The organism is Micromonospora sp. NPDC047548, from assembly GCF_040642975.1.
Lineage (GTDB): Bacteria > Actinomycetota > Actinomycetes > Mycobacteriales > Micromonosporaceae > Micromonospora.
Genome location: NZ_JBEYTI010000034.1, coordinates 35,965 through 56,659, shown reverse-complemented (window position 1 = coordinate 56,659; position 20,695 = coordinate 35,965). Strand labels below are relative to the sequence as shown.

The following is a 20,695-nucleotide window of genomic DNA, read 5'->3' as shown; positions in this document are numbered from 1 at the left end:
AAAACCTTCATCTCCTGCACAGCACCGCATCAAGTGAGATCCCCTACATCGACCTCACTCTCCGCGCTCGTGGCGCACTTAAACGACAAGCTGAGGCGGCGTACCGGGACTACCCGAGCGACCTGGCGATCGCGCGCATTGCCCCGGCCAGCAGCGTGGAAGGCGGTACGTGGTCGAAAACTCGGCGAAGCTGACGACGAATGCCTGAGTCCGTCGCGTGCGGCTGGGGCCTGTCCAGGCAGCGAAGCGGGGGCGGCCGGGCACACTTCGGGCGGGAACGTTGTTGATCGGAACTCATCCCAATATGGTTCTGTCAACCATATTCCCACCGAAATGGGGACACCGATGAAGGATCAGCAGATTACCCCCAGATGGTCCAGACCGGTCACCTGCCTCGTAGCCATCGTGGCGATGTCGGCGACGATCGCGACCCCCGCAGCTGCCCGATCGACCGACAACCTCCATCCGCTGTGCACGGAGCACGTGCTCGATGTTCGGCTGGCCGACCCGGGCCCGGCGGCGTACCAGCTGTGGGGAAAGTTGTGCCGGCGTCCGGGTTCGGCGCCCAGGGCGGTCCAGGTTCTGCAGCCCGGCGGCACCTACAACCACACGTACTGGGACAGCACTTATCGTGGCGGGATCTACTCCTACGTCAACGCGGCGACCGCGGCTGGGTATGCCACCTTCACCTTCGACAGGATCGGCACGGGCAAGAGCACGATCCCGTCGTACGACACGATGTCGCTCGCCGGTGAGGCGGTCGCCCTGCACGACGTCGTGACCGCGTTGCGGTCCGGCGCCGTGGGCTCGCGGCCGTTCGACCGCGTCATCACAGTCGGCCACTCGTTCAGCTCCGGTGTGGGCGCGGTGGAGGCGGCCCGCTACGGCGACATCGACGGTTACATTCACACCGGGGCGGCCTTTGCCGTCACCGCCACCGCGTTCGATTTCCTGGCGACCGCCAACCACGAGGCCAATCTGGACCCGAAGTTCGCCGGGCGTGGGCTGGACGGTTACCTCACCACCGTTCCCGGCGTACGCGGCTTCTATCACAGTCCGGGGACGTCGAACGCGGAGATCATCGCCCTCGACGAAGCCAACAAGGACATCCACGCCAGCGTCGAGGGCCCGGAGATCGTGGCGTTCGGCTCCCCGCCGACCCCGGCCGACGCTGTCACCCAGCAGGTCACCGTGCCGGTTCTCACGATGCTCGGTGGTGACGACGCCATCTTCTGTGGCGACGACGCCCTTGACTGCTCCAGCGCCGCCAGCGTACGCGCCCATGAGGCGCCGTACTGGCACGCCGACGCGGCCAACGTCGCCTTTGTCGTGCTGCCCGGCGTCGGGCACTCCATCCACCTCAGTACCGCCGAGCCCGTAGCCGCCGCCATCATGCTGGCGTGGTCGTCGCGGATCGCGAAGCCCTGAGACAACGAAGTGCCCCGCGCCAGGTGAGCGCGGGGCACTTGTCGTCAGCGATTGCCGATGAAGCTCTGCGCGGACCCGGACGGGGCCTCCGCTCCGATGAGCTTGGCGAGCAGCTGGCTGGCCGGGTTGTTGAATCTCATCGGCGCGTCCGGCGGGAGCAGGCCGATCTCGATCATCAGGTTTCCGGCGCGGTGCATCAGGATCGCCAGGCGCACCGCGGCCCAGACCTCGTAGTAGTCGAGGTGGTCCACGGTCCGGCCGGAGGCCTGCTCGTAGATCGCGACGACCTGGTCCCGGGTGGGGAAGCCGGGCGGCACGGGAAGCCCGATGCCCTCGGTGTGGTGGCGAAGGATGAACAGCCACCAGCCGAGTTCCATGTCCGGGTGGCCGAGGCCGACCATCTCCCAGTCGAGGATCGCGTTCACGGCGAGATCGTCGCCGAACAGCATGTTGCCGATACGTGAGTCGCCCCAGGTGAGCACCGGCTCGCGCCGGTCGTCGGGCCGGTTGGCGTCGAGCCAGCCGAACCCCGCCTCGATGGTGGGGTTCACCTCGCCGTTGCGGGCCCAGTCGTAGAACTTCCGCCATGTGGCGAGTTCCGCGTCGAAGACGTCGGTGCCCTCCGGCGGAGCCAGGAATCCGAGCCCGAGGCCCTTCCAGTCGACGTTGTTCACGTCGGCGATCGCCTCGATGGACGCCGTGCACAGACGCCGCTGCTCGTCCTCGGACAGTTCGAGCACCCAGCCGGTGGCCGTGAACGGCGGATCGTCCGCGGGCACCCGTCCGGTCGCGCGCGCCATCACGAGGAAGGGAGCGCCCAGCACTGCGGGACTCTCCTCGACCCACCGCACCGCGGGTACCGGGAGTCCGGCGCCGGCCAGCGCGTTCATGACGGCCGCCTCCTTGGCGTGGTCGGTCTCCATGAAGATGGCCGGGCCGTCGGGCGCGATACGGGCGACGAGCTGTTCGCTCGACGTGGTGTCGCCGGTCGACCAGGAGGCGGTGAACAGCACGGACGTGTTCGACATCCCGCTCGCGCTGGGCACGGAGAGATCGTCGATCGACACCGCCGTCGCTCCGGGCACCTGCCCCTGGAACCACTGCCGCAGCGCGTCTCTGATCTCTTGCGGGTCCTTGTTGGCGAGTGCCACGAGTTTCTCCTCTCAGCCTTGAGCGTTTCAGTCTTGGACGTTCTTCGCGCGGGCCTTCATGGCGCGCTGATAGCGGTCGAACCAGACTTCCTGGTAGGTGGAGTACGTGGCCCGCCCGTGCTCGTCCTCCCACCGGTAGACACTGTCGTGCAGCGAGACGTTGGGCCACGCCGGAAGGGGGGCGGTCGCGATCGCCTCTCCGGTGAACCGGTAGATCCGGCCGTCCTCGTCCTCCGCCTCGATCTCCTGGCGCAGCGACGCGAACGTGTGCTGCTGCCGTTCGAGCACATTGCGGCGTACGCGGGTGATCTGCTTCGTCTCGCCGTCGCTGTGCAGCCACGCGAAGTGGTGGGTGGGCGTACCGTCGGGCACCTCGTAGACGCCCGACCACCCGGGGTCGGTGTCCGGGGCCTCGAATCCGACTTGATTGAAGGCCAGATCGGCACCGAAGTACATCGGCGTCCATCCCACGGGCGGCCGGTCTCCACCGCCTTGCGTCTCCTTGCGTACCTGGAGCCAGGACCGGTCGCGTGGCGTGAAGCAGTCGACGTCGTGGCGTACGCCGTGGAGCACCAGTTCGCCGACGCAGTGCATGAACTGCTCGCTGCCGCCGGGGAAGCGCATCGGGTCGTTGTGGAAGTCCTCCTCGCCCGGCATGACGTGACCGCGTGCGAACAGCGGTGTCACTGCGGTCTGGGTCAACTCCAGCTTCGTCTGTCCGTCAGCGCTGGCGTAGCTGACGCGCGCCTCCCGGCCGGGCTCGACGAACTCGATCCGTAGACCGTTCGCCGTGGTGATGGTGTTGGCCTCGACCTCGGGCCATGGCATCGTGATCTCATAGTCGAGATGGCCGATGTCGAGGCTGCTGAGGTTGTCGGTCCCCTGGAAGATCGCGACGCCGCCCTGGCAGAGCGGGAACGCGGGTTGGTAGCGGAGGTACAGGAAGGCGCCGATCTGGGCCGAGGGGATCGAAAAACCAAAATAGTGCGTGTGAATCGTGTGCGGGTCCCAGTGCTGTCCGTTGGGGAGCGGGACGAACAGGTCGGTCTCCGGTGGACGGGTGAGGTGGCTCATCGTGGGTTACCTCGATGTGGGGGCGACGTACCCGGAAAGTCGCCGCAGGACGAGAAGTGCGAGCAGAGCCGACTCCCGGGGCTGTTGTCACGATAGGCAGGCAGACCTGGGACACGGCAAGGTCCCTATCAGGGGGACTGTCCACCGTCACCGCGTTCGCTTGATCGGCGATCGACGAATATATCCAATGTCCAAGCCGTCAGCTGGTCGTCTGCGGCTGTCCCGTGTCGTCCGGGTCGCTGCCGTCGCCATCGGCGTCGTCCGCGTCACCCTCCTCGGTGTCGGTTTCGTCAGCGGCTTCGGCTTCGTCAGCTGAGGACGACCCCGGCGTCTGCCATGGCGGGTCAACCTCCAGCCGGAACACCTCGACGTCGGGATCAACCGACGTGGTCCGCAGCGCGTCGCGCAGCGCGTCGCGCAGCGCGTCGCGGAACTCCTCGACCTCCTCGTTGGTCGACTCCGGGAAGGTCACGATCGCCAGCGGCTGTCGCCGGTCGGCGTCCGGCATCATGTCGACCAGTTCAGCCGCACTGGTGAGCTGCCCGTCGGCCCACACGTACGAGCCTTGCAACACCAGCACGACGTGCAAGGCATCCTCGCGGTAGCGGTCGTCGAGGGTGGCTGCGACGCCCTGGACCGCCGGCTCGTTGTCACCGCCGGGCAGCACCGCCCGCACGTCCGGCTGGGCCGTGCCCCACGGTCTGCCGCGTACGGTCAACGCCAGGCTGATCACCTGCACGCCGGGCTGGCCCGCCCAGCCATCCAGCGGCCCAGCGGCGGGCTGCGTGGCGAACCCGACGAAGTCGCGCCGGATGCCCGGCCCGATCTGTCCCAGTGCGGTCTGCCGGACCTGCTCCCGCAGGTCGTCCCGGAACGCCGCGACGTCGGCGGCGTCGGGATCCAGCTCAGAAACATTGATCATCACCGCCAGCCCGGAGTCGCCCCGCAACTGCAGAGTCGCCGCACGGAAACCGAGTGCCGCGGCCGTCACGGGAAGATCTTCCGACGCGACCGGCCAGCCGAATTCCTGTGCGTACTCGCCGTCCACGTCGTCGCGCCAGCTCAGCGCCGGATGCTGGCTCGCTTCCGCGGTCCCAGTGCCGGGCGGGCGCAGGTTCATCCAGTAGGTTCTGACCTGCGTCAGCGTCTCACCGAAGTCCTCCGAGCCCGCCAGCCGTCCGTAGATCTTGCCGATGTAGGTGTCATAGCCGGCCGACGAGCCAGGAGTCAGCACCATCGTCGGGACGAACATCGACAGCTCCGCGGCGAAAGACTCCACGTCGATATCGGAACCCTCGCCGGTGAGCACCACGACGAACACGCCCGGACTGGCCTCGAACGCCCGGCCCAACGTCGTCGTGAGCGGCAACAGCCTGGCGTACTGTTCGGCGCTCAACCGGCGCCCACCCACCGTGATCTGGCCGTGCTCGATCCCGCCGCTCTCGATGAGCGTCCGGGTGTCGGCGACCTCCGCACGGCTGCCGCTGAGGACGGCCGGGCCCGCGGGCGCGTACCAGCTCGGCGGCGCGATCTGGGCGACGATCAGGCGGTGCGCGTAGGTGGCGAGGATCAGCGGTCCTTCGACGCGCTGGACCATGACGTAGCCGACGACCTCGGGCGATCCCGCGCTCGCCCGAACCTGGTAGGCCGTCAAGCCCGGACCGGCGTGGACCATCACGGGGTTGCCCGTCGCCGCCGGGAGGAAACGGTTGGTGACGACCGTTTCCGGCATGGCGTCGCGCAGTTCCTCGATCCCGGTCGCGGTGGCCGGCAGGTCCAGCAGAATCGCCCCGGACTCGGTCAGCAACCCGCCGTCCCGCAGCGCGGTCCACACGTCGTCGGGTCTTTCGCGGCCGGGATCGGTCACCGAACCCAGGTGCTCCACCGGCTCCGCACCCGCGAAGACCAGCAGTCGACGGCCACCGTCGAGGCTGACGTGACGGCTGCGGTCGACGCGGATCAGGAAGTGCGGCTCCGAACGCTCGACCCGTCGCGCCAGCAGAACGGACCGCCCGGCCACGATCCGGTCGTACTCGGCGTGGGTCACCGCGATGATCGCGTCGGCCCGCGACTCGCCGGCCTCCGCCACCACCTGCGTACGCAGCAGCTCGGTGTCAGGGTGCTCCGGATCCATTCGGTCGAGGTGCATCGCGACCGCCAGCGTGATCGATCCAGCGGTCAGATCCCCGTGTGCGGTCGCGACGGTCCACCCTCCGCCTTCGGCCCGCACGACAACCACCACGCCCGCGGTGACCAGGCTCCGCACGAATCCATGATCGGCCCCGGTGGCCCCGGCCAGCACCACAATCAATGGACGCTGATCGGCTGCGGGCCCGGCGGCCGTCATGGCGAGGAAGCGCTCCGCGCTGACGGCCTCCCGAGCGCCCGTGACCAGCTGGTCGGCTTCCCCGAGCTGGCCTGGTTCCACCACTGTCCGAGCGCGGACGCCTCGCCATGACCGCAGCCAGCTGCGGAGATCCTGATCCTGAGCCGGCCACACGATCACGGTCGACGGCTCGCCCGCCGCCCCGGCGTAGCTCGTCGCGGTCAATCCCGAGTCGTGCCGCAGCAACCACACCGGCCCGTCCTCGGGGATCATCCGCTGGTCTGGCGTGAATCCCCGCGGGATCAGCTGGATGTCCGGCCTCGTCGACGGGCGGACGATCGCGCCTTCGTCCACCGCGCCGATGAGCGGCTCCAGCTGGTCGCGGGCCAGCCCGATTCCGTCGCCAGAAGTCGTCCTGGTCCCCGTGATCTGGGCGAAGGCCGCCGTCTGCTCGTTCCACGGCTGCACCGGCGCAGCGGGCACCAGCTCGGCCGGGCGGAGCCCGTGCGCCCCGCCCGGGGTGCGCCCCCACACCTCGGCCGCGTCGATCAGCCACGTCGGAGGCTGCCCCGCTCCAGGGTCACGAAGGGCAACCGCGTCCAGCGGGAGCTCGACGGGCCTCGCACCTGCGTCCGCGAAGCCGATCGGGCTGGTGCCGATGAAGGCGAGATACCGGCGCGCATCGTCCCGGCGTCGCGGCTCGGTCAGAACCGCGGCAAGATCGGCGGGGAGGGCGAGGTCGACGGTGTCATATGCCCGCTGGCGCAGATGTTGCGGCGTCGCCGCCGACTGCCAGGCCATCCGCAGCAGCCGCGCGGCCCGGTCCAGGTCCGCGCGGTCGGCGGCGTCGCCGGTGCCGGAGTCGCGCCTCGGCGGAACGGCCGTGGCGGCCAGGACCAGGCTCGCCTCGAGCGCGTCTCGCAAGTCGGCAAAGGCTCGTCCCGTGGCGGACCGGTCGAGTACGCGCCATCCGTCGCCGTCACGCAGAACGACGATGACCTGCTGCGTCAACTGCGTCAGCACCGGGTGGTCGGCGGAGACGTCGTCGGCCTGTTCGCTGGGCAGCACGACGATCCGCATGCGGCCGTCGTCCGGCCCGGCGGCCAGCACGGTTGCCGCGTCGTCCGGAAGCGCCCCCTCGCGTACGCCGAGCCAGCTCGCGAGTTCCCAGCCGTACCGGTCGAGGACGGCGACCAGATCCCGCTGCCAGCCGGTGTGCGGTGGGCGTACCACATCAGGGCCTGGCTCGACGTCGTCGAGACCGGACGCCGTCCGCCGACGTGCCTCCCAGTGGCGCCGGAACGTGTCGACCGGATCGATTTCCCGTACCCGCGGCCCGACGAGGCGCCGCCAGTGCCCGGCCTGCACCGCCAGCTCACGAATACGGGCGTCGAACGCCCGCCGGCCGGCGATGATCGCCTCCTCGAGATCGGCGTACGGGCCGGTCGGCACCTCGACGTCGCTGTGGCCGCGGCTGAACCTGGGCACGTGGACGGTCCACCCGCCCGGCCGGCCCCGGACGGCCAGGAACCCTCGCTGGATGATCTGGCCCTCTCCCGTGTCGCCCTGGAGCACGACCGGGCGCACGTCCAGGCCACTCGACGCGTCCGCCGCGAGCGGGACGGCCGCGCGAGTATCGGCCCACGCTCGCCAGTCGACGCCGTTGCAGGTGATTCGGCCGGATTGGCTCCGCAGTGTCGTCACGGGATCGGACGACTCCGGCGGCGCAGGCCGCGCTGCGGACGGCTCCGGCAGGGTGGCGCTGTGTTCGGCGGCCGGCTCCAGTTGCTGGGACAGCGTCTGGCGGACGGCAGGATCCTGGCTCGCCGCCAGCACCTCGCGAAGCAGCTCACGCGCGGAGGACGCCGTCACTTCACGCGTCCCGCCAATGCTCGGAACGTCCGACTGCGATACCGTCGGCAGCGTTCGCCGCGCTTCGGCGGGCAGGACGGCGAAGCGTTCGGACACCAGAGTCTGGTCGCGCGCCGTATCGTCCGTCGCGGCGATCCGGCGCGAGGCGTCAACCGCCGAGATCAGCGCCACCGCCGCGGACAGCGTCGCGTACCGTGTCGTGTGGCTGGAGCCCATCTCGTGCACGATCCAGCCGTTGGCATGCGGCGCCGCTGTCACCACCCACATGTGCCGGCTGAGCTGATTCACGAACGGCGACCCGTCCTGCTCCGCGAGCACCACATCGGGAAGCACCACGAGCCAGGTGCGATGTGGGTCGTCCGCGGCCAGCGGCAGTCGCTGCGCGTACCGGTCGGCGTCCTGGTCGCCGGCCGACGTGGTGCGCAGCTGGTCCCCAACGAGGCGTCCACGCTCCACCACGATCCGGGACGCCTCGGCCCACGGAATCAGTTCGGTCATCCTGGTGAGCTCCTGCTGGAGCCCGTCCGACGGGAAGCGTTCGGCGAGCCGGGCTTGGCGTACCGCACGAATCGCCTGATGAAGCTCGGTGACCGGGCGCCCGCGCTCGCCGAGCAGTTCGGCATCGATCAGATCGACCGGATCACGCTCGCGGTCCGGAACATCGTGCAGAGCGGACACCAGGTCCAGGTCACGAGGGTGCTCGCCGAACGAGCCCAGGTACCTGTGGAGCCCGTTGTCGTGTTCCGGGTCCCAACGGTCGACCTCCGCCGACGTCATGAAGCGGTAGAACGCCAGTTGGGCCATGTCGGTGCTGTCCGTGAGAGGCACGGCAAGCGGCCCGGTCGCGTACCGGTTGAGCCACAGCGAGATCGGCCGATGCCGGTTGTGAGCCACCCCCAGCGTGATCGCCGGAACGGCTCCGCTAGCGGGCAGCGCCACCTCGGCGGCGTCTGCGATGGCCGGCACCCCGGCCCACTCGGGCGTGAAGTCGTCGGAAACCGAGCGGGCAGGCCACAGTCCCAGGAGCAGCCACTCGTTGACCCCGAAACCACTCCCCTGGGCTGGATCGGTCCAGGGCGTGGTGCTCGGGACCCGCAACAGGCGCGGCGGGGCAACCGGCGGTGCCGAAGGCACGGCTTCTTCCGCCGACTCGAGCGCGGTCTCGTAGGAGGGAAGGGCGTCGTAGGAGGGAGCACCGACGGGCAGGCGCCCCTCCAGGTACAGCTGCGCTCGGGCCGGCTGCCGCAGGTCGAGTACCGTCTGGGCCGTCAACGGCTCGCGGCTGGCGACCTTCTTCATCGTGACGTGCGGCACCGAAATGCCGTCGAACTCCAGCAACGCGATCTCCGACGGCAACGACGCGCCCGCGTTCTCCAGCTGCCACACCAAGCTCGCCAGGGCGTCCACGAACGGACCGGCCTGATCCCGCCGATCGATCTGGAGCGCCAGCAGGACCCGGTCGTTCCGGTCCGTTCCGGGCCGGTGGCCGAGAGTGGCCAACGCAATCCAGTCCTCGATGAACTCCTCCAGGGAGAGAGGGTGACCCCCGGCGAGGATTTGTCCGTTCTCGTCGAGGGCACCGAGTATTCCGAAGCCGTACCCCCCGTGTGTCAGCTCGAACCCCCGCAGCGCCTGCCCGCCCCGATACAGCAGGGTGCGTTGTGGGCGAGCGGGATTGGGGTGCGTCGGGTGCACGGGATCGATCAGGTACAACCGGCGTACATCCGTATCAATGGCGGCACCGGACAGTGGATCAAACAGCAGACCACGCCAGTGGATCAGCCGACCGGCCTCGGCAAGACGCACGAGCGCATCGGGCTCCAGCGGCTGCACGGACGCCGGTGGCTGCACGGACGCCAGCGGCGGCATCAGAACTGAAATCGGCTCGCCGGGCGGAATGGGAGACCTGGGCCCCCGTCCGGCCGTGATGATCGGTTCCGGCCCCACGAGGCGGACCGGAACCGGGGTGGCGACCACCCAGCGGCCGTCACCCGCCAGCAGCCTGGCGAAGTCGGTGTCCGATGGCGAGTCCACCTGGGTGATGTCGTCGTCGGGCAGATACCTCAGGTAGCGGCCATCGGGCTGCACCAGCGCCACCCACCGCGACCCGTTCTCGTCGCCGAACCAGATCCGCGTGCCTTCCGGCAATGTCTCGTCCTGCCACAGCCTCGCGGGTGTCGACACCGTGAAATCCTGCTCCTGGGCGAGCGCGTGCGACAGCTGCTGCACCTGATCGTCGACCGCCGCAAGGTCGAAGGCAATCGCGTCGGCCTGCGCCGCCGAGTCAACTCGGGCAGGTTGGCCCGAAGGCCGGGGGCCGGGCGCCAGCATCCACCGCATCGCCCGGTACGCCGCCTCTCCCGACGGCAGCGGAACTCGGGCCGGCGGGTCGGAAGCGGGCCGAGGGTCCTGGGACGGTGCTGCCGTAGGCAGGCCGCTCGGCGTGGTCGTCGATCTACTGTCGTCCTGCTGCTTGAAGTGCTCCAGCAGCGATTCGAGGACAGCGATGCTCTCGTCGAGCGCCTCGGGATCGCCTCCGTCGACAGCGGCCACATACGGAGCCATCTGCTGACGCCTCGCCTCGGTCTCCGGGTTGACCTCGATATAGCTCCGCAGCAGGGTGATCACGATCGCGGCGCGTTCGCGGCGGGTGATTCCCTGTTCGGACGACGATTGAGGCTGCTGCTGGGAAGACCCCGCCATGGGCCCGCCGGGCGACGTGGCCGGAGCCGGGCGGAAGCGCGTCGTCATCTGGGGCGGACTGGTGAGCCCGCGCGAGGGATGTGCGCGCGCCGTTCTCAGAAGCTCCTGCTCATCAACGGTGGTCGCTCGCCCGCCGCCCGCCCCTACGAACCCGGCGAGGGCACTCCTCTCGATCGGCGACCAGTTCGCGGGCCACCGGCCGAGGACGACGAACCTCAGGTGCTGGTGGGTGGAGTTTGGGACCGAGGCGAGGTCAGCGACCACGTCGGCGATCAAGTGGTCTGTTATGAGTACGCCGGGCGCCCCGAGGAAGACGGTGAGAGTGTTCGGATCCGCCGGGTAGCCCATCAGTGCGGTGGTCAGGGCCTGGTTCGCCTGGTGGGTGAAGTACCAGGTGGCCTGCGGCAGTTCCCGGCGCTCGGAATGCGCGAGCCGCAGACCGTGCACGGGGCCCCGCGTCGTCGGCTGATACGCACGACCGAGGCCCGGCGGGTCTACCAGGAGGGGTGCGACCTGCATCGCCCCTTCGTAGCGGAACGTCTGGTGCAGCCGGATGACGCGGCCCCGCTGACCAACCGGTTCGCGGGCGGACACCTGTCCGTCGGCGGCGGTCGTGAACACCTGCACGCGTACGCCGAACGTACGGGCGATCTCGGCGGCGACGTCGTCGGTGAGCACTCCTTCCTCCGCCACGTCGGCGGCGAGCCCGAGGAGGGCCACCTGCTGATCATCGTTGTTGTCTGTTCCCGGCAGCAGCCAGCGCATGCTTTCCCGGAACTGTTCGGCGGTCGTCTCGCCGTATGGATGGCCGGGGCGCAACCCCACCGGCAGTTCCCGGACCGTCCGGTCACCCCCGGCGATGCCGCGGTACACGCCGTTGCCGTCGACTGCCCATGACGGCGAGTCGTAGATCGCGTGACCGACCGCCACCCTGCCGGGAACCGGTGGGAAGTGTGCCACCGCCGGCACCGGTACGCCGGCACGTCGGGTCACGAAGTAGTGCAGGCCGGCCCGATTCACGACGGGGAAATCGGGCTCGTAATGCTCCTCGTCGTCGCCGCGGCCCATGATGGCCCCGTCGTGAAGCACCCGCAGCGTGACAGCGGACCGGTCCAGCTCAGGTCCGCCCAGCTGGCCGGCGAGGCGCAGGACGTTGATGGTGATCGCCGGGTGGAAGTCTCCGTACTCCGGAGCGTAGTCCCCCAGCTGCCTCAACGCGTCGACCGCCCCCGCCCGCGGGTTCGTCGTATTGGCGACCTCGTTGAGAGTGTCGAGCTGAAGGGCCTCGTGGTATGCGCCGTCGAACTGCTGTTCGACCACGTCGGCGATGAACAGCCGCAGATCCCGGCCGGTGATGGGGATGTTGTCGGCTGTCGTCCGAAGCGGCAGACCCAGGTGCCGGGTGAGCACGTCCATCGCTCGCCTGATGTCGTCCTGGCCGACCGCCGCCACCGTCGCGTGGAAGAAGCAGTCACCGTCTCTGGGCGTGTCCTCGATCCTGCGCTGGTGATCGCGGAGCCACTCCAGGTCGCGCGGCGTCGGTTGAGCGTACCCGTCTCTGACCGGGCCCGGTTGCCGCCGGGTCCGCCCGATGACCGGGGGTGGTAGCGCGCCCCGGTCCGCCGTCGGCTCCGGCCGGACCCCCCGGATCGGCGCGAAGTCGGTCGTCTCCTCCTCGGCGCCGTCGGCCCCACCGATGACCGTCACCGGCGGCTCGGTGGCCTCTTCCTCCTCGGGGATTGCAGTCAATCCACCAAAGACCGTCATCGGCGGCTTGGTGGTCTCCTGCATGTCGGGCAACGCGACCACGTAGACGATCCCGGAGGCGCGCGGGCCGGGCTGCGGAATCACGAAGGACGACACAGTCCTGGGCTGCGGGCCGGTCACGAACTCGAGGATCCTGCCGGCCTTCGTCACCTCGTATGCCGAAGCAGGGTCTTGGGCGCGGCCCATCCATACCAGGGCGCCCGGAGGCAGGTTCCCGGTGAGTCTTTCCACAGGCCCTTCGACCTTCATGCCGGGCAGGGCACCCCGCAGGTATGTGGCGACCGCGCGGGCCTGCTGCTCCACCGGACGGTCCGCGAGCAGTTCGGGCTGTTCGGGTCCGGCGGACAGGTACTCGCTGGGCGGCGGCACCGTGTCCACGCCGGGAGACGTCCGGCCTCGTCTGGCGGCCAGCCACCGGGCGGCGAGCCCCGCGAAGCGGGTGCCGACGGGTGCCGGGATGATCACCGCCGGCGGACGGGCTTCTGGCGGGGATGGCGCGGGCCGTACCGTGAAGCCGCGAGCCCAGCCGAGCTCGCGAGCCATCTCCTCGGCCCGGATCCGGCTGCGCGTCAGCGCCTCCATGATGGTGATGAAAGCGTCGTTGTCGCCGAGCGCCGCCTGGACCTCGATCGCCGTGGTGGCGTCGGTACGCCCGAACGTCCACTGGTGGATGATCGAGGCTGCCTGTTCGTAGAGCCTGCCGAACTCGTCGCGGCCCACCTCGGCCAGGAGATCCTCGACCCGTCGGTCCGTGTCCCGCCGCACTCGAAGTGGACGGATGTGCTCGGCGACGGCCTGTTCGAAGGTCATGCCCTGGGCCCAGGAGTCGCGATACAGATCGGCCAGGTCTGCCTGAGGCATGTCGAAGTCGCGGATCTCATGGCGTATCGACCGTGGAAGGTTGCGCACCGCTGTCTGGAGGTCGATGGGCCGGGTGTCCGGTCCCACGCGATAGGTGCGCCCGTCCGGCGCTGACCGGTGCCAGACCTGCCCGTCGGCCGAGCTCACCTGGACGAGGACGTCCCTGCCGAGTTCGTGCGCCACTTGGCGGCCGATCGTGACGGGGTCCAGCCCGAGCACCGACACCTCGGGCGGCAGGGCGAGCGGGCCGCGGCCGGGCCGCAGGGTGGCGTTGACGAAGTTGATCACTTCGGTGGTGCGCTCCCGCCAGGTCGTGACCATCTCCGGCGTGGTCGGGTTGGGCATCCGCCGGGGAAGTTGATGCCGATACCGCCGGAAGTTCGTGCGCGCCGGCTCCGCGAGGCGGTCGCCGAGGTGTCGCTCGGCCCAGTCGAGGACGACAAGATAGGTCCGGTGTGCTCGGGCGGCCTCGTCGACCTGGAGGATGACGGGCCGCGTGTCCTGGATCTGGTTCCGGTGGACGAGACGGCCCCGGGGCCGGGGCAGGTTGCGCCGCGTTTGCGCGAGGTGGTCGCGTACGGCCCGCGTGACGTGGTCGCCTGCCTGGAACGCGTCCGCGCCGTCGCGCCCGGCGGCGGAAAGCATGTCGTGCAGGTTCATCACGGCCGGGTTCGGTCCGAGCGGTGTCCACCGTGCCGGGTCGTTCTGCGCCTGCCCGGCCGCGGTCTGGTCGGCGATTCGCTGTTGCAGCGCGGCCAGTTCGTCGGCGAAGACCTCGGCGTAGACGTCGCCGGTGATCGGGTCGCTGCGGAAGGTTCCTCGGTAGTCCGGGCTGCTGAACAGGTTGTGGTGCGTACGCCTCGCCTCCAGCTCGAAGACGCCGCGCATGCGTACCAGGAAGACTTTGCCCTGTTGTTTGAGGTGTTGCTCCCGACGGTAGTTGTCGGTGTAGGTGCTGCCCTGGCCCTGCGGATTCTGGCGTTTGACGCTGGTCGAGGCGTCGAAGTTGTGCGTGCCCCAGGGGTCTTTGAGGTGGGCGGCGTCGTTGACCCCCATCGTCTGGGTGTTGCCGGCGTCGCCGGACGCCGTCCACGCGCGCAGGGCCGTGTTGGAGGTGGCGCTCGTGCCGCTCTGGTGTTTGCCGTAGCGGCCGGTGCCGGTCGCGTTGACGATCGGTGCGATGACCTGGACGTCGAACAGGCGCCCGCGCATGCTGAGGCGAACCCGGTCGCTGGAGTGCCCGGCCAGCGCCAGGTCGTCGGCGAGCACGTGACCCTCGGGGCTGAGGATGTGCGGCATGTGGTTGGCCATGTGCGAGCGCGAGAACAGCACCGGCAGCGAGACGCTGGAGTAGAAGTCGCTGTTCTCGGCGACGTCGCCCAGCGCGTCGGCGAGCAGCCGCCGGGCGATGCGGGGCGCGTCGTCGATCAGAGCCGTCGTCACGTACGCGTCGCCGGGCAGCCGCGGCATCGGCGTGAAGTTGGGCAGGTTGGCGGGCGTTTGCAGGGGCCGGGCCTCGGCGAGGCCGCGCGGGACCTTGAGGTCGAGGGTGCCGGCGCGGGAGACGTTCACCGGCCGGGCATGTCCGGCCATCGTCCGGTAGGCACGCATCATCAGGTTGTTGAGCGGCCGGTTGACCATGTTGAGGCGGCGTACCTCGATGTCGAAGGTGAACCGGGACTCGACGCGATAGCTGCCGCTCCAGTCGTAGACGGTCATCTCCTCGGTGCCCTGGGTGTTGCGGTCTATACCGCGCGACGTGCCGCCGCCCACCGCCAGCGACGTGCCGCCGGACATGCCCTGGACACCGTTGAGACCGACATGGGCAGCCGTGTATCCGTACGACGACTGGCGCTCCTGCTTCTTGTTGGAGTTGATGTACGCGTGGCCGTAGTTCTCGATTCCGGACTCGCCGACGAAGGAGCGCACCTGGGGCTGGCCGGTCAGCGTCAGGCGCAGGTTGACGGCGACGACATCGGCGTTGAACCAGCCCACCGGGTTCACAAAGTAGATCCACAGACCTTCGGAGTGCATGAGATCTTTGATCATCGCGTGCTCGCGGCCGCCGGAGAGCAGGCTCTGCAGGGCTTCCACGCCGCCGGGCAGGCGTCCCATGTCGTCGTCCCGGCCGGTCCAGACCTGCGGATGGCGGCCGAGCAGCCCCGGCGCGGCCTGCTCGACGGCGGCGTGCACCTCGTCGAAGGGCGTACGCATGCTGTCGAGCGCGAACGTGTGCACCGCGTGGTGGCCCAGGGCCCTGGCACCGCCCCGGATCATGTACTCCGGCATGGTCATCGACGAGTAGGGGCTGCGCTGCCGGCGGAAGCTGAGCTCGAACTGCCGCTCGAAGGCATCGCGCACCCGCTGGTCGTTGACCGGCAGCCGGCCATCGTTGTGGTGGTTGACGAGCCCTCGCGCCCAGACCCGGATCCGGGCCGGCGTGCCCTGCCCGTCCTGCGCCATGCGGGTGAGGACCCCCGCGACCGTGTCGCCCGGCAGGACGAGTTCGCCGGCGAACCAACGGCCCATCGCGTCCTCGAGCTGATACGTGTCGACGGGCAGCTCGTTCTCGGCGTACAGGGCCAGCGCCTCGGGCTCGGCCAGGACGTACACCATCGTCCGGTCACGGCGATCGGTGTGCCTGGTGTGCTGGGCGCCCGAGGGGATGAGCTTGCCCTCCCGGCGTTGCATCGCGGTCACCTGGAAGCGCGCGGGGGCGGTATAGGCGTACACCCGGTGGAAGTCGAGGTCGAGAAGCTCGATGCCGCCGGTACGCCCGATAGATTGCGACTCGGTCCAGCCGATGTGGCTGGTCTTGCTGGTGTCGGCGGCGACGCCGCCCAGGTTGGCGTTGCGCGGGTCGCCGCCGAGGCCGAAGGCGATCTGCTCGAAGGTGACGCCGTTGGATACCGAGCTGGATTGGCCCGTCTGCGCGAGCCACAGGTCGATCAGGCCCAGGACGAACTTGTCCGGCGTGGACCCGACGAAGGTCGAGTCGCCGACCGTGGCCGAGATCGACACGGCGCCCTGCCGCCCGACGAGGAACCCGGTCTCGTGCAGATGCTCGGTCGTGTACTGCCCGGCGAGAATCTCCCGCAAGTGCGCCCGGACCTGGATGTTGCCGGCGAAGTTCGTGAGTTCCTCGTCGGTGACCCGGCCGGGCCCGGTGAACCGGGGCTGTGAGTCGCGCACGTGCTGCACGAGACCCGCGGTGTCCAGCGAGTAGACGAACGCCTTGTCCAGCACCCGCCGGTGGGTGGGCTGGCCGTTGCCCCGGGGATGGTTGGGGTTGTTGATGCCCGGGATCACGTGCACCAGCGCGCTGTGCCGCCTGGGCATCCGCACGTCGAACGCCTGGCGGTCGGTGGAGTACTCGACCTGAATCCGGAAGCGGCTGCGCAGCCGGAACTGTGCGAGTGCGCCCGGGTACTCACCGAGGATCGGTTCGTTGGTCAGGTAGTTGATCGAGTCGCTCGCGCCCACCTTGCGCTGATAGTCGACACCACCGCGCAGGAAGTCGCTGTATGGCAGGCCGTCGACGCCACCCTTGAGCTTCACGCCCGCGACGAACTCCTTGGATCCGCCGACGCTACCCGAGGCCGTGTTCATGCCCATGCTCAGCAGGACCGCGTGGTACTCGTCGGTGATCCGCTCGAAGCCGGTCGCGTTGCCCTGGGCGTCCGTCGGCAGATGCATCCTCGCCGTGATCGTGATCCGGGCGGCGCGGACAACACCCTTCTTGTCGCGGACGCGCAGGGTGAACGACATGCCGTCGCGGTGGATGTCGTCGTAATGGGAGTCGAGGGCCCGGACGGAGACCATCTTCTGGAGGAGTTCGACGTTGTCCATCCAGGAGTCCACGGCGGTCTCGGTGGCCCACTGGACCGGATCGTCGCCGAGATGGAACGGGCGGGCGAGGTCCGGTGGCAGGAACCCGGCCGCCTGCAGTTCGGGTTCGAGCACGTCGAGCAGGTCCCGGGGGGCCTGTTCCGCGAAGTGCGCCAGACCGTGCCCGATGCCCCCGCCCTCGGACACATGCGCGGGCAGCGGCAGGACCTGGGGATCGTTCGGCCGGGGAACCGTGTTGCGGAGCAGGCCGTCGGAGTACTCGATCATCGACCTGTCGTTGATCGTCTGCACACGTTCCGCCGCAGACGGGTGGACGGCCGCCGCGTCGACCGGAAGCGAATGGGCCAGCGCCGCCGGCTCCGGGAACCGGGTCAACGCCTGGCCCTGGACCTGGTTCGTCGGGACCGGTTCGGCGTCGGGCCGCGTACGCACCGAGATCGTCGCGTGGTGCTGGAATCTCATCGCGTACGCCGAGGTGAATCCGGTGTACCGGGAAACGACCACCCAGAGCCCGGCTCGGCCGGAGCGGTTTGCGTAGGAGGTGTTCCAGTTGATGCCCGCGGACGCGCCGACGCCGAGTTTCAGCCATGGCAGCGGCGCCATGTTGACGTCGACGCTGCCCTTGACGCCGGAGGTCTGCCCCACCGATATCGAACCGCTGTTGCCGGTGATCGCCGTGCGCACCAGCTCGATGTGGCCGACGTCGCTGCTGCCGCCGACCCGGCGCGCACCGGCCAGCCGTTGTGAATGGATGGCGACGTCGGCGATGACCCGGCCGTTGTCATGCAGCGTGAAGTGGTAGCCCTCCGCAGAGTTGACCGCTTCGTGGAAGTGGACGTTGAGATTGGACACCTTCTGGTTCAGTTCGTCGCGCAGGAGGCCGCCGATGGGCGCGTTGACGCCCGCCGCGTGCAGTTGTGCCGCGATCTCATCCGTCAGCTCGGCGATCCCCGACAGGCCGGAGGCGTAGTAGGTCTCCGGGATACGCGTCTGATTCTCCAGGAACTCCTGATGGGCGGGAGTACCGACGGGCGGGGCGACCGCGTGCACCTGTGTGGGGACCGGATTCAGGTCATGCTCGGGGACGGCGAGGATCAACCGCTGATCGGCCGGGGGATTCGCATGGGTTGCCCGCAGCTGGCTCCACGGCACCTGAGGGTCCGTACGCCACTGGGACTGCCACGTACCCTGAAGCGCCACCATGCGCGAGTCGCTGCGGTAGTCGAAGACGCGCCCGCCTTCGGCGTCCTTGATGTGGCCCGTTCCCCGACTGATGGCGTTGGCTTCGCCGCTGACGCTGACACCGAGCCGCACGACCTGGACGACGCTCGGGTCGATGCCGAGCGCGAACGCCGCGGACAGGTTCGCCCGGATTGCGGTGCCCTGCCCGCTGTAGGACTGCGAGTGCGCGCCCGTCTGAAAGACAGCGCTGGTGGCCTGGTTGGCGTGATAGCGCCCGGCGGCGCTGTCGGCCCGGCCCTCGATGTCGTCGGACGAGCGCTGCTGGTTGACGCCGTCGAAGGATCCGGCAGGATTGCTCAGGTCGCGCGGGTCGGTCAGCGCCAAACGGACGCGGAACTCCGCGCCGCCCAGCCGGACCACCATGCCGTCGGTGACGATGTGCTGGTAGTTGCTCAGCAGGTTCTGCGGCACCGCCGCCCACTCCGCGGCGGTCACCTGTATGCCCAGGCGATTCGTCGTAGCCTGCATGCTGGCCAGCAGCTGCGTCATGCCGGGCAGCTCCGAGCGCGGGATGCCCGCGCTGTAAAAGACGGCATCCATGGCCAGCGGGGTACTCGGCGGCGGCACGGGCTGCGGCGGCAGGACCGGCGAGGGCGGTGGCGGCGGCGGCAGGATCGGCGACGGCGGCGGGTCCTCGTCCGACAACTCGTCGGACACGTCGCCCAGGTACCCCGATTCGGATTCCCCGCCGATGCCGTGGTCCGACTCCGAGTCGGAGGGCACGCCCTCGCTTGCGGTCTGGAAGTCTGACGTGGTTGGCGAGGGTACGCCCTCGCTTGCGGTCTGGAAGTCCGACGTGGTTGGCGAGGGTACGCCCTCGCTTGCGGTCTGGAAGTCCGACGTGGTCGGCGAGGGCACCCGCGACCCAGTGTCCGCGGTCGCCCAGGTGCCGCCGTCGGCGCTGACGACCAGGTGGACGGTCGGCGTCGTGGCGCTGACGGTCGGCGGGTCGAACGTCAGAACGCGATCGGGACGAATCAGTTCCACGCGTACGCCGAAAAGAGCCGCGACCGCCGGTGCGAGTCCCACGGCCGCCAGTGGCGGCAGGGTGGCGCCCGGCGAGGCGAGCTGCTCCACCCAGGACGCGAGCGCCACCTTGCGCTGCGGGAAATCCGCGGGACCGGCGTTGAGCAGCGGCCAGGAGGTTCCCGCGAGGGCGACATCGGCCAGGAGGAGCCCGGCGAGTCCCGCACGGATGTCGGCGGGACTCTGCTCGGCAAGGCCCCGCAGCCGGGAGTTGGCATGCGTGCCGGCGTCCCGCAAAGCCTCGAAGATGGACCCGCCGGCGTTGTCCACCACAGCCAGACCGCGCGACGCCAGTGCCTCCGCCTGAAACTCGGTCACGGGCGTATCACTGGTGAAGGGTTCCGGCACGAACGGCGCGTTCGCGTTCCCGACCGTGCCCAGGTGCCCGACGATGCCCTGCCCCGCAGCGGGATCGCCCAGCAGTGCGTCGCGGAGGTTCTCCGTGAGGACGCTCGACGGCGGAACGGTGTGCCCTCCGGCCAGGTCGTTGAGGAACTGTCCCAGGTGACGGAAGAGGTGCGCGTCGCCCTGGACACCATCGGGCCCGGTCGGCGCGATGATGCGCGTGCCCCCGTTCGCGGCCATCACCGACGGGACATGCGCGAACGGCACGGTGGCAAGGAACTCGCTCGTCTGCGACTCCACCACGACGATCGGCGTCAGGTCGTTCCTCGGTCCCAGGGGCACCTGCGTGCCGTCGGCGCGGATCAGATCGACGGGGTGGCCCAGCAGGTGGGCGGTGAGGCGTACCACCACCTCTGCGCCGGAGGCCGCGTCGCCGAGCACCGCCCGCGGCACCCGGTCGGGCGGAAGGCCCTCCGACAGCCAGGTCAGCACGCTCGTCACGGTCTCGTCGTCGGGTCGCGTCAGGCCCAGCAGCGGCCAGTCGCCGTTGCCCCGCGCCCGATCCGCGAGCACCATGCCCGCGAGCGTCTGCGCCCACGTCGCCGCCGTGCTTTCCAGCGCGGAAAGCAGACCGATCGCTCCGTGATGGACGGCCGTGCTCGCGACGAGCGTGAAGGGCCCGTCGCCGGGCATGGCCGCCACCACGTGCAGGCCCCGGTCGTTCAGGATATTCAGGGCCGCCTCGCCGAGCTGGTGCTGTCCGGCCCGATGTTCCCAGACAAGATTAAGCGATGTACCACCGACCGCATCGGTTGCGCCGGCTGGTATCGCCGAACTCAGGATGGGCAAGGGCGTCCGCGCCGAGCCGGAGTCGTGGACGGGCCCGGTCAGCCGCTGCCATGTCCGCTCGGCCGTCGGCAGCGTGCTGGCCTGCGTACCGCGATGGGAGTACAGGAAAAGGTGGAAGGCGTCGATGGCCGCGATCGCGGTCGGCGGGGCGAGGACGGGCTCGGGACCCGCCTCGGTCAAGGTCTGCGGCACCGGCTCGCCG

At 69.6% G+C, this 20,695-nt stretch carries 5 protein-coding genes (1 of these 5 cut by a window edge); 2 read left to right on the top strand and 3 right to left on the bottom strand.

Annotated features, from left to right (window positions below):
• The coding region (locus tag ABZ807_RS25745) for a hypothetical protein (RefSeq protein WP_357163014.1) at positions 1–194 on the top strand (194 nt) is incomplete at its 5' end.
• Positions 195–411: 217 nt separating this feature from the next.
• A complete protein-coding gene (locus tag ABZ807_RS25740) occupies positions 412–1,428 on the top strand; it encodes an alpha/beta hydrolase (protein WP_357163011.1) in 1,017 nt (338 codons plus the stop codon).
• 44 nt (positions 1,429–1,472) lie between these two features.
• Here the strand turns inward: ABZ807_RS25740 and ABZ807_RS25735 are convergent, their stop codons facing one another.
• From ABZ807_RS25735 to ABZ807_RS25725, 3 genes are all read right to left on the bottom strand, one after another.
• Complete coding sequence (locus ABZ807_RS25735; protein ID WP_357163008.1) at positions 1,473–2,579, bottom strand: phosphotransferase family protein; 1,107 nt, start codon at positions 2,577–2,579, stop codon at positions 1,473–1,475.
• A 27-nt stretch (positions 2,580–2,606) separates the two neighbouring features.
• Positions 2,607–3,653 carry a hypothetical protein gene (locus ABZ807_RS25730; protein ID WP_357163005.1) on the bottom strand — a complete coding sequence of 349 codons (1,047 nt, stop codon included), beginning with the start codon at positions 3,651–3,653 and terminating at the stop codon, positions 2,607–2,609.
• Positions 3,654–3,852: 199 nt separating this feature from the next.
• A protein-coding gene (locus ABZ807_RS25725; protein WP_357163002.1) for a hypothetical protein crosses the window boundary here: on the bottom strand, positions 3,853–20,695 show its 3' portion. The gene runs 12,176 nt beyond the window's last position; the window shows 16,843 of its 29,019 coding nt (coding positions 12,177–29,019); its start codon lies beyond the right edge, outside the window — the gene reads right to left on this strand; it ends in the stop codon at positions 3,853–3,855.